At 59.3% G+C, this 18,392-nt stretch carries 13 protein-coding genes; 8 read left to right on the top strand and 5 right to left on the bottom strand.

Annotated features, from left to right (window positions below):
• Positions 1 to 200 precede the first annotated feature (200 nt).
• The 4 genes from ACYZT8_RS15420 to ACYZT8_RS15405 all read left to right on the top strand — a co-directional run bounded on the left by ACYZT8_RS15420 (position 201) and on the right by ACYZT8_RS15405 (position 4,508).
• Complete coding sequence (locus tag ACYZT8_RS15420; protein WP_461973881.1) at positions 201 to 2,339, top strand: putative bifunctional diguanylate cyclase/phosphodiesterase; 2,139 nt, start codon at positions 201 to 203, stop codon at positions 2,337 to 2,339.
• Between the two features lie 232 nt (positions 2,340 to 2,571).
• Positions 2,572 to 3,318 carry an SDR family oxidoreductase gene (locus ACYZT8_RS15415; protein WP_461973880.1) on the top strand — a complete coding sequence of 249 codons (747 nt, stop codon included), beginning with the start codon at positions 2,572 to 2,574 and terminating at the stop codon, positions 3,316 to 3,318.
• Between the two features lie 276 nt (positions 3,319 to 3,594).
• Positions 3,595 to 3,756 carry a hypothetical protein gene (locus ACYZT8_RS15410; RefSeq protein WP_461973878.1) on the top strand — a complete coding sequence of 54 codons (162 nt, stop codon included), beginning with the start codon at positions 3,595 to 3,597 and terminating at the stop codon, positions 3,754 to 3,756.
• Between the two features lie 80 nt (positions 3,757 to 3,836).
• On the top strand, positions 3,837 to 4,508 hold the full coding sequence (locus ACYZT8_RS15405) for a hypothetical protein (RefSeq protein WP_461973876.1): 672 nt from the start codon (positions 3,837 to 3,839) through the stop codon (positions 4,506 to 4,508).
• Positions 4,509 to 4,678: 170 nt separating this feature from the next.
• Here ACYZT8_RS15405 and mapR read toward each other — a convergent pair whose 3' ends face one another.
• From mapR to ACYZT8_RS15390, 3 genes are all read right to left on the bottom strand, one after another.
• On the bottom strand, positions 4,679 to 6,094 hold the full coding sequence (gene mapR, locus ACYZT8_RS15400; protein ID WP_461973874.1) for a GntR family transcriptional regulator MpaR: 1,416 nt from the start codon (positions 6,092 to 6,094) through the stop codon (positions 4,679 to 4,681).
• Positions 6,095 to 6,244: 150 nt separating this feature from the next.
• Positions 6,245 to 7,672 (bottom strand): cytochrome c oxidase accessory protein CcoG, encoded by a 1,428-nt coding sequence (gene ccoG / locus ACYZT8_RS15395; protein WP_461973872.1) that lies wholly within the window; start codon positions 7,670 to 7,672, stop codon positions 6,245 to 6,247.
• Positions 7,673 to 7,868: 196 nt separating this feature from the next.
• Positions 7,869 to 8,102 (bottom strand): DUF3203 family protein, encoded by a 234-nt coding sequence (locus tag ACYZT8_RS15390; protein ID WP_461973870.1) that lies wholly within the window; start codon positions 8,100 to 8,102, stop codon positions 7,869 to 7,871.
• Between the two features lie 124 nt (positions 8,103 to 8,226).
• On the opposite strand from ACYZT8_RS15390, the gene ACYZT8_RS15385 reads away from it, so the two are divergent.
• Entirely contained in the window at positions 8,227 to 8,739 is a 513-nt protein-coding gene (locus tag ACYZT8_RS15385) for an MgtC/SapB family protein (RefSeq protein ID WP_461973868.1), read from the top strand.
• Between the two features lie 3 nt (positions 8,740 to 8,742).
• Here ACYZT8_RS15385 and ACYZT8_RS15380 read toward each other — a convergent pair whose 3' ends face one another.
• Positions 8,743 to 8,910 carry a hypothetical protein gene (locus ACYZT8_RS15380; RefSeq protein WP_461973866.1) on the bottom strand — a complete coding sequence of 56 codons (168 nt, stop codon included), beginning with the start codon at positions 8,908 to 8,910 and terminating at the stop codon, positions 8,743 to 8,745.
• A gap of 206 nt (positions 8,911 to 9,116) precedes the next feature.
• On the opposite strand from ACYZT8_RS15380, the gene ACYZT8_RS15375 reads away from it, so the two are divergent.
• From ACYZT8_RS15375 to glgB, 3 genes are all read left to right on the top strand, one after another.
• Positions 9,117 to 11,114 (top strand): alpha-1,4-glucan--maltose-1-phosphate maltosyltransferase, encoded by a 1,998-nt coding sequence (locus ACYZT8_RS15375; protein WP_461973864.1) that lies wholly within the window; start codon positions 9,117 to 9,119, stop codon positions 11,112 to 11,114.
• Positions 11,115 to 11,295: 181 nt separating this feature from the next.
• Positions 11,296 to 14,637, top strand: a complete 3,342-nt coding sequence (gene treS, locus ACYZT8_RS15370; RefSeq protein ID WP_461973862.1) for a maltose alpha-D-glucosyltransferase — start codon at positions 11,296 to 11,298, stop codon at positions 14,635 to 14,637.
• A 2-nt stretch (positions 14,638 to 14,639) separates the two neighbouring features.
• On the top strand, positions 14,640 to 16,871 hold the full coding sequence (gene glgB / locus ACYZT8_RS15365; protein ID WP_461973860.1) for a 1,4-alpha-glucan branching protein GlgB: 2,232 nt from the start codon (positions 14,640 to 14,642) through the stop codon (positions 16,869 to 16,871).
• 171 nt (positions 16,872 to 17,042) lie between these two features.
• Here glgB and ACYZT8_RS15360 read toward each other — a convergent pair whose 3' ends face one another.
• A complete protein-coding gene (locus ACYZT8_RS15360; RefSeq protein WP_461973858.1) occupies positions 17,043 to 18,116 on the bottom strand; it encodes an autotransporter domain-containing protein in 1,074 nt (357 codons plus the stop codon).
• Between the last annotated feature and the right edge of the window lie 276 nt (positions 18,117 to 18,392).

The following is an 18,392-nucleotide window of genomic DNA, read 5'->3' as shown; positions in this document are numbered from 1 at the left end:
CGTCGCCGAACGCAGCCTCGCAGGCTCGACAGCTGCTACCAGCGAGTGCGTGAATCATCGGAGTATCAAACAAGCGTTTCATCGGTTTGATGGCCATCTGATTACTTTTGTCAGTGCGTTCTTTTACGCAATCAGTACAATCGCCCGATTTGCCCTCCCGAGAACGGAAGCAGTACGGTGGGGCGATCGCGAGAAGTCACATGCTCATCGGTAGCTATTCACCCACGCTGGTTATCATTTCGCTCTGCGTAGCGATTCTCGCCTCCTATACCGCGCTAGACCTGACCGAACGCATTTCCACGGCCAAAGGCCGTGCCGTGTTTCTATGGACGGCGGGCGGCGCCTTTGCCATGGGTGTTGGCGTCTGGTCGATGCACTTTATCGGCATGCTCGCGTTCACATTGCCCATCGATCTGGGTTACGACTTCACCCTCACGGCACTCTCGCTGCTGACCGCGATCCTGTCCTGCGGCTTCGCCCTGTGGCTGGTCAGCCAGCCGCGGCTGCCGTCCTGGCAACTGGCGTTCGGCGCGCTGGTCATGGGGGCCGGGATCAGTGCCATGCATTACACCGGCATGGCCGCCATGCGCATGCAGCCGGGTATCGATTACGACCCGACGTTGTTCGGTGCGTCGCTGCTCATTGCCGTTGGCGCCTCCGGCGCAGCGCTATGGATCGCCTTCCGCCTGCGTCAGCACACGCCATATGTGGGGCTGTTTCGCGCCGGTGCCGCGGTGATCATGGGCCTGGCCATCGTCGGCATGCACTACACCGCCATGGCCGCGGCGCGATTCCCGGACGGCAGTTTCTGCGGCGCCGCCATCAGCGGCTTGAACGGCAAAGGCCTCGACAACCTGGTGCTGATCACCACGCTTGCGGTATTGAGCATCGCCTTATTGACCTCTGTACTCGATGCACGTCTTGAGGCCCGCACCGCTGACCTGGCGCGCTCGCTGACAGAAGCCAACCGCGAACTGACCCAACTGGCCCTGCACGACACCCTGACCGGGTTGCCTAATCGCATGTTGCTGGCCGACCGCATCGAGCAGGCCATGTCCAAGGTTCAGGAGCAGGGCGGTTGTTTTGCGCTGATGTTCATCGACCTGGACGGTTTCAAACCGGTCAATGATGCCTTCGGCCATCACATGGGCGATCAATTGTTGCGCGAGGTCGGTTTGCGCCTGCGCGAGGACATGCGCAGTCAGGACACGTTGGCGCGAATTGGTGGCGATGAGTTCGTGTTGCTGGTGCGGCTCAGCGAGCCAAACGACGCGTTGAACGTGGCGGCGCGTCAGGTCGGGCTGATCGGCAGTTCGTTCCGGGTCGCCGAACATGAGCTGCAGATTTCCGCCAGCCTCGGCATCGCGCTGTATCCAGGCAACGGACAGACTGCCCAGGAATTGCTGATGAACGCCGACGCGGCGATGTACCACGCCAAGGGCGCCGGGAAAAACGGCTACAGCTTCTTCGACGCCTCGATGAACAGTAACGCGCGCAAACAGTTGCAACTGCTGCAGGATTTGCGCAACGCCCTCGATCAGCAGCAGTTCAGCCTCTATTACCAACCCAAGTTCGACGCCAGCAATGGTCGCCCGGTGGGTGCCGAGGCGCTGCTGCGTTGGGAGCATCCGACCCAGGGCATGCTGCTGCCGGACAAGTTTATCGACCTCGCGGAAAGGACCGGGCTGATCATTCCCATTGGTGAATGGGTCCTCAACGAAGCCTGTCGCCAGATGCGCGAGTGGTACGTGCTCGGCTACACCGACTGGCGCATCGCTGTGAACCTCTCGGCGTTGCAGTTCTGCCATGTGGGCCTGGTCAAGAGTGTCTCCAAAGCTTTGGCCACGCATCAGTTGCCGGCCAACAGCCTGACCCTGGAAATCACCGAAACCACCGCCATGAGCGATGCCGATGCGAGCATGACGGTGCTTCAGGAACTCTCGGAAATGGGCGTTGACCTGTCCATTGATGACTTCGGCACAGGCTATTCGAGTTTGATGTACCTCAAGCGTCTGCCGGCCAACGAACTGAAGATCGACCGCGGTTTCGTCCGCGATCTGGAGCACGATGGTGACGACGCCGCCATCGTTTCGGCCATCGTCGCCCTTGGCCAGGCGTTGGGCTTGCGCATTGTGGCCGAAGGCGTGGAGACCGGCGTCCAGCAAGACTTCCTGACCAAACTGGGGTGCGATTCATTGCAGGGCTACCTGCTGGGGCACCCGCTGCCGGCGGATCGCTTCATGGCGGACATTGTTCGTGGGGAGCGATTGACGCCGGGCGTTGTGCCTGTAGCAGCTGTCGAGCCTGCGAGGCTGCGTCCGGCAGCGAAGCTGTCGTGAAATCAGACGGCGCGGTGTTTCAGTAAGATCTCATGCGCAAGTTTTTCGACGACTGCGTCGCCGAACGCAGCCTCGCAGGCTCGACAGCTGCTACAGAAGGATGCAGCTAGCCGCCACAGGGAACACCAATGCGCACAGCATTGGTGAGACAGTTGATGTGAGCCCATGCAAAAACCGGCAATGGCGGTTATTCTTGGCCCCGACTGCTTACGCGTGAAGGGGGAAACTCAGCATGGACAAAGTCATTGTCATCACCGGCGGCGGGCGTGGCATCGGCGCTGCAACCGCGCTGTTGGCCGCAGGGCTTGGTTATCGGATCTGTATCAACTATCAGTCCGACGAATCGGCTGCGCATAGCGTTTTGGCTCAAGTTCGCGCGCTGGGCGCTCAAGCCATTGCGGTGCGCGCCGACGTCAGCATCGAAGACGAAGTGATCAGTCTGTTCCACCGGGTGGACACTGAACTGGGCCGGGTCACGGCGCTGGTCAACAACGCCGGCACCGTCGGCCACAAATCCCGTGTCGACGAAATGTCCGAATTCCGCATTCTCAAAATCCTCAAGACCAACGTCCTGGCGCCGATCCTCTGCGCCAAGCATGCGATCCTGCGCATGTCGCCCAAACATGGCGGGCAGGGCGGCAGCATCGTCAACGTGTCCTCGGTGGCCTCGCGTTTAGGCTCACCCAACGAATACGTGGATTACGCCGCCTCAAAAGGCGCATTGGACAGCTTCACCATCGGCCTGTCCAAGGAAGTGGCGGGCGAGGGGATTCGCGTCAACGCGGTGCGGCCGGGGTTTATCTACACCGACTTCCATGCGCTGAGCGGTGATCCGGATCGGGTCAGCAAGCTGGAATCGGCGATTCCAATGGCTCGGGGTGGGCGGCCGGATGAAGTGGCTGAGGCGATTGTCTGGTTGCTGTCGGATAAGGCTTCTTATGCGACGGGGACTTTTGTTGATCTGGGCGGTGGGCGCTGAGCCCGACGTTGGTATTTCGCCGTTAGCATCGCGTTAACCAGTATCAAAGATAGAAGACTGGTTTAATTTTAAGCAATCCCGCCATTAGTTGCATAATGAAAAACGCGCCTTGTACTTCAAGGCGCAACTGCGTTGTATCAATAGACGTTTACGTTTCTGACATCCTCTGTATTGGGTTCGCAGTGTGTGAGCATTGAACTTTTAAATGAGCGTGGCTATTATTTTGCTTGTTCCGCAAGGGTGCGGAGCAATTAAACTGAATGACGGAGTTTTAAGATGGATATTTATAAAGATGAAGTTGCTTTCTGGGATGACTTCGTGCTGCGTTACATGCATAAAAACTTTAGTATAGGCGCGCCTTTTCAATACTTGATAGACGCTGCCGACTGTGCGGATAAGATGATTCTGGAACGGCGAAAGCGCAACGTCATTGAGTGATTGTTTTAGTTGTAAGAGTTCCTGGGTGTTGCAGATAGATTGTCAGTTGTGATGTTATTTTTATATATGGAAATATTTAAATGAATACCGAAGAAAACAAGTCAGTGATTGCCCATCTGTTTCTGAAAGGGAAACCATTGGTGCTGAATTATCAGCTGATGGAATCCAGGCTGAAGCGGCCACGGTTGACTCCCTCTCAGAGGTCAGAATACAGCCGTCAGCTAAAGGATGAGGCAGGCTTCCTGACAGTTGCCGACAATGAAAAGGCTGAGCCTTTATTGATTCACTTTCGATCGGAAAATGATCGCTATACATTGCGTGTTGCAACGCCTGGAAAGTTTTATGGGTATTATCTGAGCATGGAGAAAATGCTGGGTGCCTATGGAGAGGAGCTTGAAGATCGAAATCTGGTTGTGCTGGAAAAAGCCAATCCCACGCGATTCTATTTAGACAATGTATCTCCGGGGGTTGTGCGGTTGATGAATGTTGATCGAAAATATATCTTCAGTTCGGATTTGTCGGGTGATGATTTTTTAACGGGCAGTATTATAGGTGCGGTGGAGTTGGCTCACAATAAAATACTCGGGCCTACCTACCGTTATAGCAATCCAGGGCATCTCGCAAATGATCCTCAGCAATATTTTTCTGACGTGCGCAAGTATCAAGAACACGTAATTTTCGATCCGATTCCCGTGGTGTTGACTATTCAGATCAAGGGCGCTGGGATTCTGGAATTGAGCGACATCGGTTGAAGGCTTTGAATTAAAGAATCGGCTTGATGAAGCATTTTAATCTATAGATCACTATTTATTAATCTTGTGACTTTACCGTGCAATAGTTGTGCAGGTAGCAAGCGATATACCAGAAAAAGTCCTGCTGGCCTCCGTCGGCAGGACTTTTGTTTGCTGAGGTTTTCCTCTACTCATAACGCGAGCGACCGCACAATCCGCCCCAACGTCTCCATCGCCTTCTCGGCCGCCTCATTCCACGGGCTGCCGTAATTCAACCGAATACAATTCCTGAACCGCTGCGTCGGTGAAAAGATCGGTCCCGGCGCGATGCTGATGCCCTGCGCCAACGCCATCTGAAACAACTTCAACGAATCCATCTGCGGCGGCAGTTCCAGCCACAAGAAGTAGCCGCCAGCTGGCTGGCTGACGCGCGTCTGCACCGGGAAGTAGCGGGCGATGGCGGCGAGCATGGCGCTTTGCTGTTCTTCCAGGGCGTAACGTAATTTGCGCAGGTGCCGGTCGTAGCCGCCGTGTTGCAGGTAGTCGGCAATGGCGGCCTGGGCCGGCATCGAGGCGCACAGCGAGGTCATGAGTTTCAGGCGTTCTATCTTCTGCGCATAACGCCCGGCGGCGACCCAGCCGATGCGGTAGCCCGGGGCCAGGCTCTTGGCGAAGGAACCGCAATGCATCACCAGCCCTTCGGTATCAAACGCCTTGGCCGGTTTCGGTGCCTGCTGGCCGTAATAGAGTTCGGCGTAGACGTCGTCCTCAATCAGCGGCACCTGGTGGCTGCGCAACAATTCGACCAGCTCCTGCTTCTTGGCCTCGGGCATGGTTGCGCCCATCGGGTTCTGGAAACTGGTCATGCACCAGCACGCCTTGATCGGGTGGCGTTCCAGGGTTTGGGCTAGCACGCCCAGGTCGATACCGTCGCGCGGGTGCACCGGAATCTCGACGGCTTTGAGCTTCAGCCGTTCCAGTATTTGCAGGCAGGCATAGAACGCCGGCGCTTCAATGGCCACCAGGTCGCCGGGTTCAGTGACCGCTTGCAGGCACAGGTTCAGCGCTTCCAGCGCGCCGTTGGTGATCAGCAGTTCTTCCATCGGCAGCATCAGCCCGCCGACCATGTAGCGCAGGGCAATCTGACGACGCAGCTGCGGATTGCCCGGCGACATGTCGGTGACGACCATGCGCGGGTCCATGTCCCGGGCAGCGCTGGCCAGGGAGCGGGACAGGCGCTGTAACGGGAACAGGGTCGGGCTGGGAAAGGCCGAGCCGAAGGGCACGGTGGTCGGGTCCTTGATCGAGTCGAGGACCGAGAACACCAGTTCGCTGACGTCGACTTCGGTGGATTCGTTGACTTGGCTGCTGATCACCGGCTCCGAGAACGGGCTCGGCGCGTGCGTGTTGACGAAGTAGCCGGAGCGCGGGCGTGCGCGGATCAGGCCACGACGTTCGAGCAGGTAATAGGCCTGGAACACGGTGGACGGGCTGACCCCGTAAGTCTGGCTGGCGTAGCGCACCGACGGCACGCGCTGGCCGGGGCCGAGGACGCCGGAGCGGATCAGTTCAGCGATGTCGTCGGCGAATTTTTCGTAGCGTTTCATCGAGTGCCTGGATTGAAGTAATTCAATGGGTACGCTGTTGTGGCGAGGGAGCTTGCTCCCGTTCGGCTGCGTAGCAGTCGTAAATTTCAGGGGCGTTTCGCACCCCAGCGGGAGCAAGCTCCCTCGCCACAGGCACCGCAGTCTAAGGGATCAACGGTTCATCGGCGCAACAAACCGGCTGTTGGCCACGCTATAGATGTCCGGCTCGTCACTGTCGACAATCTTGAAGCTGATCGTCTGCGAGCTGCTGCTCGGCCGGTCCGCCAGCATTGCCACCGACACCGGCACATCCACAATTTCACCCGGCGCCAGGCTCAGTTCGGTCTTGCCTTGCAGCTGGAAGCCTTCGCCATCCACCAGGCTCAGTTGGTAATCCTGACGCAGCTGAGTCTTGTTGATGACCTTCAGGCTGTAGATGTTTTCGATCTGGCCCTGACTGTTCTCGCGGAACAGTCCACGGTCCTTGCTCACGTCCAGCGACACCATCGGCCGTTCGACCAGGGCGAGGGCGAGGGCGCCGATCATCACCAGCAGCACCGCGGTGTAACCGATCAGCCGCGGCCGCAACAAGTGGGTCTTGCCACCTTGCAGCTCATGCTCCGAGGTATAACTGATCAGGCCACGGGCATAGCCCATTTTGTCCATGATCGAATCACAGGCGTCGATACACGCCGCGCAGCCGATGCACTCCATCTGCAAGCCGTCGCGAATGTCGATCCCGGTCGGGCAGACCTGCACGCACACCTGACAATCGATGCAATCACCCAGGCCCACCTCGGCCGGTTTCAACTCACGTTTGCGCGGGCCACGGTTTTCACCACGGGCCGCGTCGTAGGAAATGGTCAAGGTGTCTTTGTCGAACATCACGCTCTGGAACCGCGCATACGGGCACATGTGCATGCACACCGCTTCACGCAGCCAACCGGCGTTGATGTACGTCGCGCCGGTGAAAAACAGCACCCAGAACAGGCTGACACCGCCCATTTGCAGGGTCAGCAGCTCTTCAGCCAAGGGCCGGATCGGCGTGAAATAACCGACAAAGGTCAGCCCGGTGAGCAGGCTGATGGCCAGCCACAGGGTGTGCTTGGCCGAGCGACGGATCAGTTTGTTCAAGCCCCACGGCGCGGCTTGCAGCTTGATCCGCTGGTTGCGTTCGCCTTCGGTGATCTTCTCGCACCACATGAAGATCCAGGTCCAGGAACTCTGTGGGCAGGTGTAACCGCACCAGACCCGGCCGGCAAACACGGTGATCGCGAACAAGCCGAACGCCGCGATGATCAGCAGCGCCGAGAGCAGGATGAAGTCCTGTGGCCAGAAGGTTGCGCCGAAGATGTGGAATTTGCTTTCGGAAAGGTCCCAGAGCACCGCCTGACGGTCACCCCAGTTCAGCCACACGGTGCCGAAGAACAGCAAGAACAATACGCCCGCGCCGCTCAAGCGCAGGGTGCGGAACAGGCCGGTGAAGCTGCGGGTGTGGATCAGGTTGTCGCTGGATTTGGCCTTTATCTTTGGACGCAAAGGCTCGCTTTTTATAAATGAGGCAGGTTCTACGGTTCGGACGGGGATTCTTTCGCTCATGGTCTTTCGCTCATCAGCCTCCATCAGGCATGAGCACTATGACCAGCGATCTGTTTGCATAACAGACTCAGTTATTGCAATAAAAAGCGGATCAGATGGGGTTTGATCCGCTGCCTGCGACAACTTGATGCACCCCGTCACAGCGGGACGCAGGCGCCTATATCAGGCGCTTGCGGGGGTTGTTGATCCGGGTCAGTCAAATCACCGAATCACTGTCGGTAGCCTTCAAATGCCTGCGACCGTCCACCGCGCCTGCTACGGTCAATGCGTCCGCTTCTGCTTCGGTAATGTAGACACGCTGGCCGTTGATCTCCACCGCCGACATGGCTTTTTCCGAGTCGGTAATGATGGTGACGTCTGGACACAGACGGATTTCTTCGCCGTTCTCGAGGGTGAAAAAGCAGGTCTGGTTTTCGATGCGCACAGTCATGGCGGTGTCCTTTTTTTGCGGGTTCTAAACTGTTAGGGCGCATCCGACGGTCATCGTTCTGTGCAACCGATTAATGGTCGGCGCGGTCCATCCTCCAATAACAATCAATCACAAGGATTGCACCATGAACGCTTGGTGGCATGAGGTTTGGGTAACGCTGCAAGCGGAGTTCGCCGACATCGGCGACGCGTCACAATTGACACGTATAACCGTGAGATTGCTGATCGCAGCGATATTGGGCGGCATTCTCGGTTTCGAACGGGAGCAAAAGGGCAAGGCTGCCGGGGTTCGCACGCACATGTTGGTGGCGCTGGGCGCGGCGCTGTTTGTGCTGGTGCCGCAGATGTCCGGCTCCCAGGCCGATGCCATGAGCCGAGTGGTGCAGGGCGTGATCGCCGGGATCGGTTTCCTTTGCGCCGGCACCATCCTGAAAAACCAGGAAGGCGATGATGGCCATGTTAAAGGCCTGACCACCGCCGCCGGCTTGTGGATGACCGCCGCCATCGGTGTCTCGGCCGGACTGGGTCGCGAGGCGACGGCGGTGTTCAGTACGTTGCTGGCATTGGCGATCTTCAGCGTGATGCCGAGGATCGTGAGAATGATCGACAGGGATAAAGACGAGCAAGAGCGGCCGTAGCCTTCACTCTGGCGTCAGGATCACCGGCGGCAGGGTGGCCGGTGGCTCTTCCCTGGGCGGCGCAGTGGTGCCCGGCGGCTCTTGCTCGGGCACTGGTTCCGGCTCGGTCGGCGGAATCGTCGGGTTGTCGATGTTCGGGTCGGGTGTCTCGGCCGGGATTGGAATACTCATCGTTGAAGCCTCCAGTGGCACATGGCGTAAGTCGTGCTTAAGTAGGTTGACCGTCGCGCAAGGGATTTGATTCCCGGCAAATGGGCGTGAACTTTTCCCTGCGCTTGTCGCTCGGAACCTAAGTGAGTTCATTTCGGGGCAGACGGTTCCGCGTGAACGACGACCAGGCACAAGAGCGTCCATGGGGCGTAAAGGAGAGATGCTCGATGACTGCTGAAAAACCGACAGAGCTGAACTACAACCCTCATATGCCGCTGTCGCAGGCGCTACTGCTGCCGCGCATCGCCATTGAAAACATCATGCCCACCCTCGATGGCGGGCAGTTTGCTGCCAAGGCCGTGGTGGGTCAGGATGTGGTGGTCACCGCCAAAGTGTTCGCCGACGGTCACGACAAACTGGCTGTGCGCATACGCTGGCGTGCCGACGGCGACGACGCCTGGCAGAGCGAGGTCATGACCGACCTTGGCAACAACGGCTGGCAGGGCCAGTTCCGTGTCGAGGAGCAGGGCCGCTACGTCTTTTGCATCGAGGCCTGGATCGATCAGTTCGCCAGCTTCTGTTATGAAATTGAGAAAAAGAACCTCGCGGGTGTGCCCGTCAGTCTGGAATTGCAGGAAGGGCGCAACCAGGTGCAACAAGCGGCCGAACGCTCGGAAGGGCCGTTGAGCGAAGAACTGGCGGCGTTGCACCATGAGCTGTCCGGTCTGCTCGAAACCGAGCAGGTCGCCCTGTTTCTGCACCAACGTAGCGCCGATTTGATGGCCCAGGCCGATCACCGCGCTTACTTGAGTCTCAGCCCCGAGTTCCCACTGGACGTCGAGCGAGAGCTCGCCCAGTTCGCCAGTTGGTATGAGTTGTTTCCGCGCTCGATCACCGACGATCCGGCCCGTCACGGTACGTTTAACGACGTGCACTCGCGTCTGGCGACGATTCAGGACATGGGTTTCGATGTGCTGTACTTCCCGCCGATCCACCCGATCGGCCGCAGCTTCCGCAAAGGCCCGAACAATTCATTGACCGCCGGCCCCGACGACCCGGGCAGCCCGTATGCCATCGGCAGCGAAGAGGGCGGGCACGAGGCGATTCATTCGGAACTCGGCACTCGCGAAGATTTCCGTCGACTGGTGTCAGCGGCGGCGGATCACGGGCTGGAAATTGCCCTCGATTTCGCGATCCAGTGCTCCCAGGATCACCCGTGGCTCAAACAGCATCCGGGTTGGTTCAACTGGCGCCCCGACGGCACGATCAAATACGCCGAGAACCCGCCGAAAAAATACCAGGACATCGTCAACGTCGATTTCTACGCCAGCGATGCGATTCCCAGTTTGTGGGTCGAGTTGCGAGACATCGTGGTCGGCTGGGTCGAAGAGGGCGTGAAGATCTTTCGCGTCGACAACCCTCACACCAAGCCGCTGCCGTTCTGGCAATGGCTGATCGCCGATGTGCGGGCGTTGTACCCCGAGGTGATGTTCCTCGCGGAAGCCTTTACCACGCCGGCGATGATGGCGCGGCTGGGCAAGGTCGGTTACTCCCAGAGCTACACCTACTTCACTTGGCGCAATAGCAAAACAGAACTGGCGACCTATTTCACCGAGCTGAATGAGTCGCCGTGGCGCGAATGCTACCGGCCGAATTTCTTCGTTAACACACCGGACATCAACCCGGCGTTTTTGCATGAATCCGGACGCGCCGGTTTTCTCATCCGCGCTGCTTTGGCGACCATGGGCTCGGGTCTGTGGGGCATGTATTCGGGCTTCGAACTCTGTGAAGCCGCGCCGGTGCCGGGCAGGGAGGAATACCTCAATTCCGAGAAGTACGAGATCCGCCCGCGGGACTTCAATGCGCCGGGCAACATCATTGCCGAGATCGCCCAGCTCAACCGCATCCGCCGACAAAACCCGGCGCTGCACACGCACCTGGGCTTGAAGGTCTATAACGCGTGGAATGACAACATTCTGTACTTCGGCAAGCGCAGCGCGGATGGCAGCAACTTCATTCTGGTGGCCGTCAGCCTCGACCCGCATAACGTCCAGGAAGCGAACTTCGAATTGCCGCTGTGGGAAATGGGCTTGCCCGACGACGCCAGCACCCAGGGCGAAGACTTGATGAGCGGCCATCGCTGGACCTGGCACGGCAAGTACCAGTCCATGCGGATCGACCCGGCGCATCAACCGTTCGGGATCTGGCGAATCACCGCTTCCTGAAGGCACCGCGACCCCTGTGGCGAGGGAGCTTGCTCCCGCTGGGCTGCGAAGCGGCCCTATTTTCTCCAGGTTCATCTGATTTACAGGTTTTGCGACTGCTTCGCAGCCGAGCGGGAGCAAGCTCCCTCGCCACAGGTAGGCGTTCGGCTCAGGGCTGCTCTGAATTCAACAGGAGTTTCAAATGGCGAAGAAACCCAAGGCAGCCACCTTCATCAAGGACCCGCTCTGGTACAAGGATGCGGTGATCTACCAGGTTCACGTCAAATCTTTTTTCGACTCCAACAATGACGGGATCGGCGACTTTCCCGGTCTTATCGCCAAACTCGATTACATTGCCGACCTCGGCGTCAACACCATCTGGCTCTTGCCCTTCTATCCGTCGCCACGGCGCGACGATGGCTATGACATTGCCGAGTACCGTGGCGTCCACCCCGACTACGGCACCATGGCCGACGCCAAGCGTTTCATCTCCGAGGCCCACAAACGTGGCCTGCGGGTGATTACCGAGCTGGTCATCAACCACACCTCCGACCAGCACGCCTGGTTCCAGCGCGCACGTAAAGCCAAACCCGGTTCGGCGGCGCGGGACTTTTACGTCTGGTCCGATGATGATCACAAGTACGACGGCACCCGCATCATCTTTCTCGACACCGAGAAATCCAACTGGACCTGGGACCCGGTCGCCGGCCAATACTTCTGGCACCGGTTCTATTCTCACCAGCCAGACCTGAACTTCGACAACCCGCAGGTCATGAAAGCCGTGCTGTCGGTAATGCGCTACTGGCTCGACATGGGCATCGACGGCCTGCGGCTGGACGCGATTCCGTACCTGATCGAGCGCGACGGCACCAACAACGAAAACCTGCCCGAGACCCACGACGTCCTCAAGCAGATCCGTGCCGAGATCGACGCCAACTACCCGGACCGCATGCTGCTGGCCGAAGCCAATCAATGGCCGGAAGACACGCAGCTGTATTTTGGTGATACCGATAAAAAAGGCCTCAACGGCGACGAATGCCACATGGCGTTCCACTTCCCGTTGATGCCGCGCATGTACATGGCGCTGGCCCAGGAAGATCGCTTCCCGATCACCGACATCCTGCGTCAGACCCCGGAAATCCCGGCCAACTGTCAGTGGGCGATTTTCCTGCGCAACCACGATGAGCTGACCCTGGAGATGGTCACCGACAAGGAGCGCGATTACCTGTGGAATTACTACGCGGCCGACCGTCGGGCGCGGATCAACCTGGGTATTCGTCGCCGTCTGGCGCCGTTGATGGAGCGCGATCGTCGTCGCGTAGAACTGCTCAACAGTCTGCTGCTGTCGATGCCGGGCACGCCGACGATGTATTACGGCGATGAAATCGGCATGGGCGACAACATCTACCTCGGCGACCGCGACGGCGTGCGCACGCCGATGCAGTGGTCAATCGACCGTAACGGCGGCTTCTCCCGCGCCGACCCGGCGAGCCTGGTGCTGCCACCGATCATGGACCCGCAATACGGTTACCTGTCGGTCAACGTCGAAACCCAGGCCGGCGACCCGCATTCGCTGCTGAACTGGACCCGCCGGATGCTCGCGGTGCGCAAGCAATCCAAGGCCTTCGGTCGTGGCACGCTGAAAATGCTGTCTCCGAGCAATCGGCGGATTCTTGCCTATATCCGTGAATACACCGGGCCGGATGGCAAATACGAAACCATCCTGTGTGTCGCCAACGTATCGCGCAGTGCGCAAGCGGCCGAGCTGGACCTGTCGGCCTACGTCGGCATGGTGCCGGTGGAGATGCTCGGCGGTAACGCTTTTCCGCCGATCGGCCAATTGAATTTCCTCCTGACCCTGGCGCCGTACGGCTTTTATTGGTTCGGACTCGCCGCGGAGAATCAAATGCCTAGCTGGCACGTAGAACCGGCGCAAAGCCTGCCGGACTTCACCACCCTGGTGCTGAAAAAACGCATGGAAGAACTGCTCGAAGCGCCGTCCCGCGGCACGCTGGAGCAGGGCATCTTGCCGAACTGGTTGCAGAACCGCCGCTGGTTCGCCGGCAAAGACGCGGCTATCGAGAAGGTCAACCTGGCCTACGGCGTACGCTTCGGCGATGCACAGCATCCGGTGTTGCTGAGTGAAATCGAAGTCACCAGCGGTGGCCAGACCAGCCGTTACCAGTTACCGTTCGGCTTCATTGCCGATGATCAGGTCGGCCCGGCGTTGCCGCAGCAACTGGCGCTGTCTCGGGTACGGCGTGGCCCTCAGGTGGGTTTGATCACCGATGCGTTCAGCCTGGAAAACTTTATCCGTGCGGTGCTGCAAGGCATGCAGGAAAACAAAGTATTGCCTTCGGACGGCGGCGAGATTCGTTTCGAACCGACCCCCGAGCTGGCCAAACTGGGCCTGACGGCGGAATCGGAAGTGCGCTACCTGTCCGCCGAGCAATCCAACAGTTCGGTGGTGATCGGCAGCAGCCTGGTGCTCAAGCTGATCCGCAAAGTCGCCTCGGGCGTGCACCCGGAACTGGAAATGAGCGCTTACCTGACCAATGCCGGTTTCAGCAATATCTCGCCGCTGCTGGGTTCGGTGGTTCGCCGCGATGCCAAGGGCGAAGACAATCTGTTGATGATCGCCCAAGGCTATCTGAGCAATCAGGGCGACGCCTGGGAATGGACGCAGAACAACCTCGAACGGGCGCTGCGCGACGAACTGGCCGACGCCATGTCCGAGCAGGAGCAGCACTACAACGCCTTGGGTGAACTGAGGGACTTCGCCGGCATGCTCGGCCAGCGTCTGGGTGAAATGCACCAGGTGCTGGCGGCCCCGACCGATGACCCGGACTTCGCCCCGCAGGTCACCACGCAGAAAGATGCCCTGGCCTCGGCCAAGGACATCGCGGCGCAGCTGGAGCACTCGCTGAAGTTGCTCAAACAGCATCAAAGTGAACTGAACCCGGCGGACAAAGCGCTGGTCACTCGTTTACTGGACAACAAAAAAGCCATCCTCAGCCATGTCCAGGACCTGGGCAAAAAAGCCGTTGGCGGATTACGCATTCGCGTCCACGGTGACTTACATCTGGGGCAGGTGCTGGTGATCAAGGGCGACGCTTACCTGATCGACTTCGAGGGTGAGCCGGCGCGGCCGTTGAGCGAACGACGCGGCAAGCACAGCCCGTACAAAGATGTCAGTGGCGTGTTGCGCTCCTTCGATTACGCCGCAGCGATGGCGATCAACGTGCACAACGTCGACAACACCGCCGATGCCCAAGCGGCACGGCAACGGGTAGCCGACCGTTATCTGAATGAAGCAAAACAGGCATTTGTCGACGCTTATCGGCTGGCGGCAGCTAGTCTTGCTCATGCGTGGCAAGATCCGGAAGGCGAGGACGCCGCGCTGGCGTTGTTCGGTCTGGAGAAGGCGGCGTATGAGGTGGCGTATGAGGCTGAAAATCGCCCCACGTGGCTGCCGGTGCCATTGCATGGTTTGTTTGGATTATTGAGTGGGCTTAAACCCTTTTCCGATCTTGGTGGAGAGTAGTTATGAGTTTCTCGAACAAGGAACAGGGTCACGCTAAAGAGGCGCTGATGCCCAGATCGCGGGACATCGACGCGCTGGTTCGCGCCGAACACCACGACCCTTTTGCAATTCTTGGCCCCCACGACGATGGTGTCGGTGGGCAATTCATTCGGGCTTATCTGCCGGACGCGCTGAGCGTGCAGGTATTGGCCAGGGACTCCGGGGAAGAACTCGGCAACCTTGAAGCCACCCAGACGCCGGGGCTGTTTGTCGGCCACTTCGATCGGGCGCAGCCTTATCTGCTGCGCACCCGGTGGGCCGGCGGCGAACAGGTGTCCGAAGACCCTTACAGCTTCGGCCCGTTGCTCGGCGAGATGGACTTGTACCTGTTCGCCGAAGGCAATCACCGCGACCTCAGCGCCTGCCTCGGCGCGCAGTTGAAATCAGTGGACGGTGTCGACGGCGTGCGTTTCGCCGTGTGGGCGCCGAACGCCAAGCGGGTGTCGGTGGTCGGTGACTTCAACAACTGGGACGGTCGTCGGCACCCGATGCGCCTGCGCCATCCTACCGGGGTCTGGGAAGTGTTCATTCCGCGCCTGCAGGCGGGGGAAACGTACAAATACGAAATCCTCGGCGCCCACGGCATTCTGCCGCTCAAGGCTGACCCGATGGCGCTGGCCACCTCGCTGCCGCCGGACACGGCGTCAAAAGTTGCTTCGCCGCTGAATATCGATTGGCAGGATCAGGCCTGGATGGAAACCCGTGGCGACCGGCATCTGCCGAGTGCGCCGCTGTCGATCTACGAATTGCACGCTGGCTCCTGGCAATGCGAGCTGGACGATCTGGGTGAAGTGGCGCGCCAGTACACGTGGCACGAACTGGGCGAGCGGCTGATTCCTTATGTGAAGGAGCTGGGGTTTACCCACATTGAACTGATGCCGATCATGGAACACCCGTTCGGCGGTTCCTGGGGTTATCAGCTGCTGTCGCAATTCGCCCCGAGCGCCCGCTACGGTTCGCCGGAAGACTTCGCGGCCTTCGTCAATGCCTGCCACCAGGCGGACATCGGCGTGATCCTCGACTGGGTGCCGGCGCATTTCCCCACCGATACCCACGGCCTCGCACAGTTCGACGGCACCGCGCTGTACGAATACGGCAACCCGCAGGAAGGTTTCCATCAGGACTGGGACACGCTGATCTACAACCTGGGTCGCACCGAGGTGCACGGCTACATGCTGGCCTCGGCACTGCACTGGCTCAAGCATTTCCACGTCGATGGCCTGCGGGTCGATGCCGTGGCATCGATGCTCTATCGCGATTACTCGCGCAAGGCTGGGGAGTGGGTACCGAACCGCCATGGCGGGCGCGAGAACCTCGAAGCCATCGACTTCCTGCGCCACCTCAACGACGTGGTCGACCTGGAAGCGCCGGGTGCGCTGGTGATCGCTGAGGAATCCACCGCATGGCCGGGTGTCAGCCAAAGCACCCAACAGGGTGGATTGGGCTTCGACTACAAGTGGAACATGGGCTGGATGCACGATTCGCTGCATTACATTCAGCAGGATCCGGTGTACCGCGCGCACCACCACAACGAGCTGAGTTTCGGCCTGGTGTATGCCTGGTCCGAGCGTTTCATCCTGCCGATCTCCCACGATGAAGTGGTGCACGGCAAGCACTCTCTGATAGACAAGATGCCCGGCGACCGCTGGCAGAAATTTGCCAACCTGCGGGCCTATTTGAGCTTCATGTGGGCGCATCCCGGCAAGAAACTGTTGTTCATGGGCTGCGAATTCGGCCAGTGGCGCGAGTGGAATCACGATCAGCAACTGGACTGGTACCTGCTGCAATACTCGGAACACAAGGGTGTGCAGAAACTCGTCGGCGACCTTAATCGGTTCTACCGCGAAGAGCCGGCGATGCATGACCAGGACGACGCGCCGCAGGGCTTCCAGTGGCTGATCGGCGATGATGCGATCAACAGCGTTTACGCGTTCTTGCGCTGGAGCAAGGAAGGGCGTCCGGTGTTGGTGGTGGCCAACTTCACGCCGGTGCCGCGTCAGGCCTATCGCATCGGCGTGCCGGTCGCCGGGCGCTGGAGCGAGGCGGTCAACAGCGATGCGGCGATGTATGCCGGGTCCAACTACGGCAACAGCGGCGGGGCGTTTACCGAGGAAGAGCCAAGCCATGGGCAGGCGCTTTCGCTGGTGTTGAACCTGCCACCGCTGGCGGTGTTGATCCTGAGGCCCGAGGGTTGATCTAAAACCGAGTTGCCCCCATCGCGAGCAGGCTCGCTCCCACATGATCGTTCCCACGCTCCGCGTGGGAATGCCTCAACGGACGCTCCGCGTCCGCCTCTGGGACGCGGAGCGTCCCTGGCTGCATTCCCACGCAGAGCGTGGGAACGATCATACGATCAGCCGAAAAGCTCACCACCGCATCCGCACACCCAGACTCCCGATCAACCCGTTCAAATCATTGTCATCCACATCACTGCTGTAATCGGCACTGACGTAAAAACTCACTGCGGGCGTAACTCTGGCCACCAGCCCCAAACCCACTTCGACCGTCGATGAATTGCGACTGCTGCTGATCTTGTCGACCTGATCGAGGGTCACCGTATTGCCGGTATACACGGTGTGCCACAAGTTGGTCCGCACATAGGGTTCAACTCCCAGGCCGTTGATGTCGTAACTACCTTTCAACCGTGCACCGACCCGGCCGCTCCAGGATGTCACGTCGCTGGACGATGCATTGCCTGAGCCGGCATAAGGCGTGTCCAGCGTGATGCGCTGATTGATCAACTGCGCTTGCGGTTCGACGACCCAGTTATCGCTCAGGCCAATCGGAAATCCACCTTCCACCGACAACGTCACCGCACTACCTTCGGTCGCCATCCGCGCGCCCTGGTCGTTGCGGCTGTAACCGTTGACCCGACCGCCACTGGCCGTCAAATCCACGTGCCAGCCTTGGGGGCCGGTCAGGCTCCAGTAGGCGCCGAGGCTCTGGCCTTGGAGGTTGAGGGTGTCGTTGGCAGGGTCGGCGAGTGCGCGACTGGTCACCAGGCCGTTGCTGTTGCCTTGTAACTGAGTCATCCCGCCGATCAGGCCGACCCGCTGGGTATGGCCGCTACCGCTCTGCAGGGTCAGGATCGCCGGGCCTTTGAATTCGGTGCTGACAGGGCTGGAAAAACCCTGCGCCATCACATCAGTCTGTGCTTGTCGAGAAGCCTGCCCGTACAGCTGATCCCAGGCTGAAGGCGCGGCGTCTTCAATGGTCAGGTGTGAACTTCGGGTATCGGAGCCGGCGCTGAAGTGGCCGGGGTAGGGGGCGGTAATGTTGACCGTGGGCAAGGTCATTACCGGAACATCCTGGCGATACCATGGGGCGGTTTCATCCTCTGCGGGCCCTGCCTGCACCTCCATGGAAGAACACAGCAGCAGCGAACTCGAGACAGTGCAAAAAGTGACTTTGATCTCTTGTTGGGTGAATGAAGTTTTCATGGGGGTCTACCTTGCAATCGCATGCCGAATCTCGCTTTGGCGTCTCTCCTACCCCGAATGAGGGGCGACCGAATGGATTGAGGCAAGCCGCTGACCGCCCGATTTCGCGGGTGTCTTGAGGGTTTGCCCCTGGTGGAATTTCCGGGGGTAGTACGTGTAGCTAAGAAGACCCTTGACATTGCGTCAAGAAAATGGCCGATAAGTGGTAGTGGTATTTTAGTGCTCGCAAGTGACTGATTTACGCCGCGCATCTAAGTTATTGTTTGTACGAAAAAT

It is taken from the genome of Pseudomonas sp. LB3P93 (assembly GCF_054898025.1).
The sequence above is the reverse complement of the archived record's forward strand: the minus strand, read 5'-3'. Positions and strand labels throughout refer to the sequence as shown.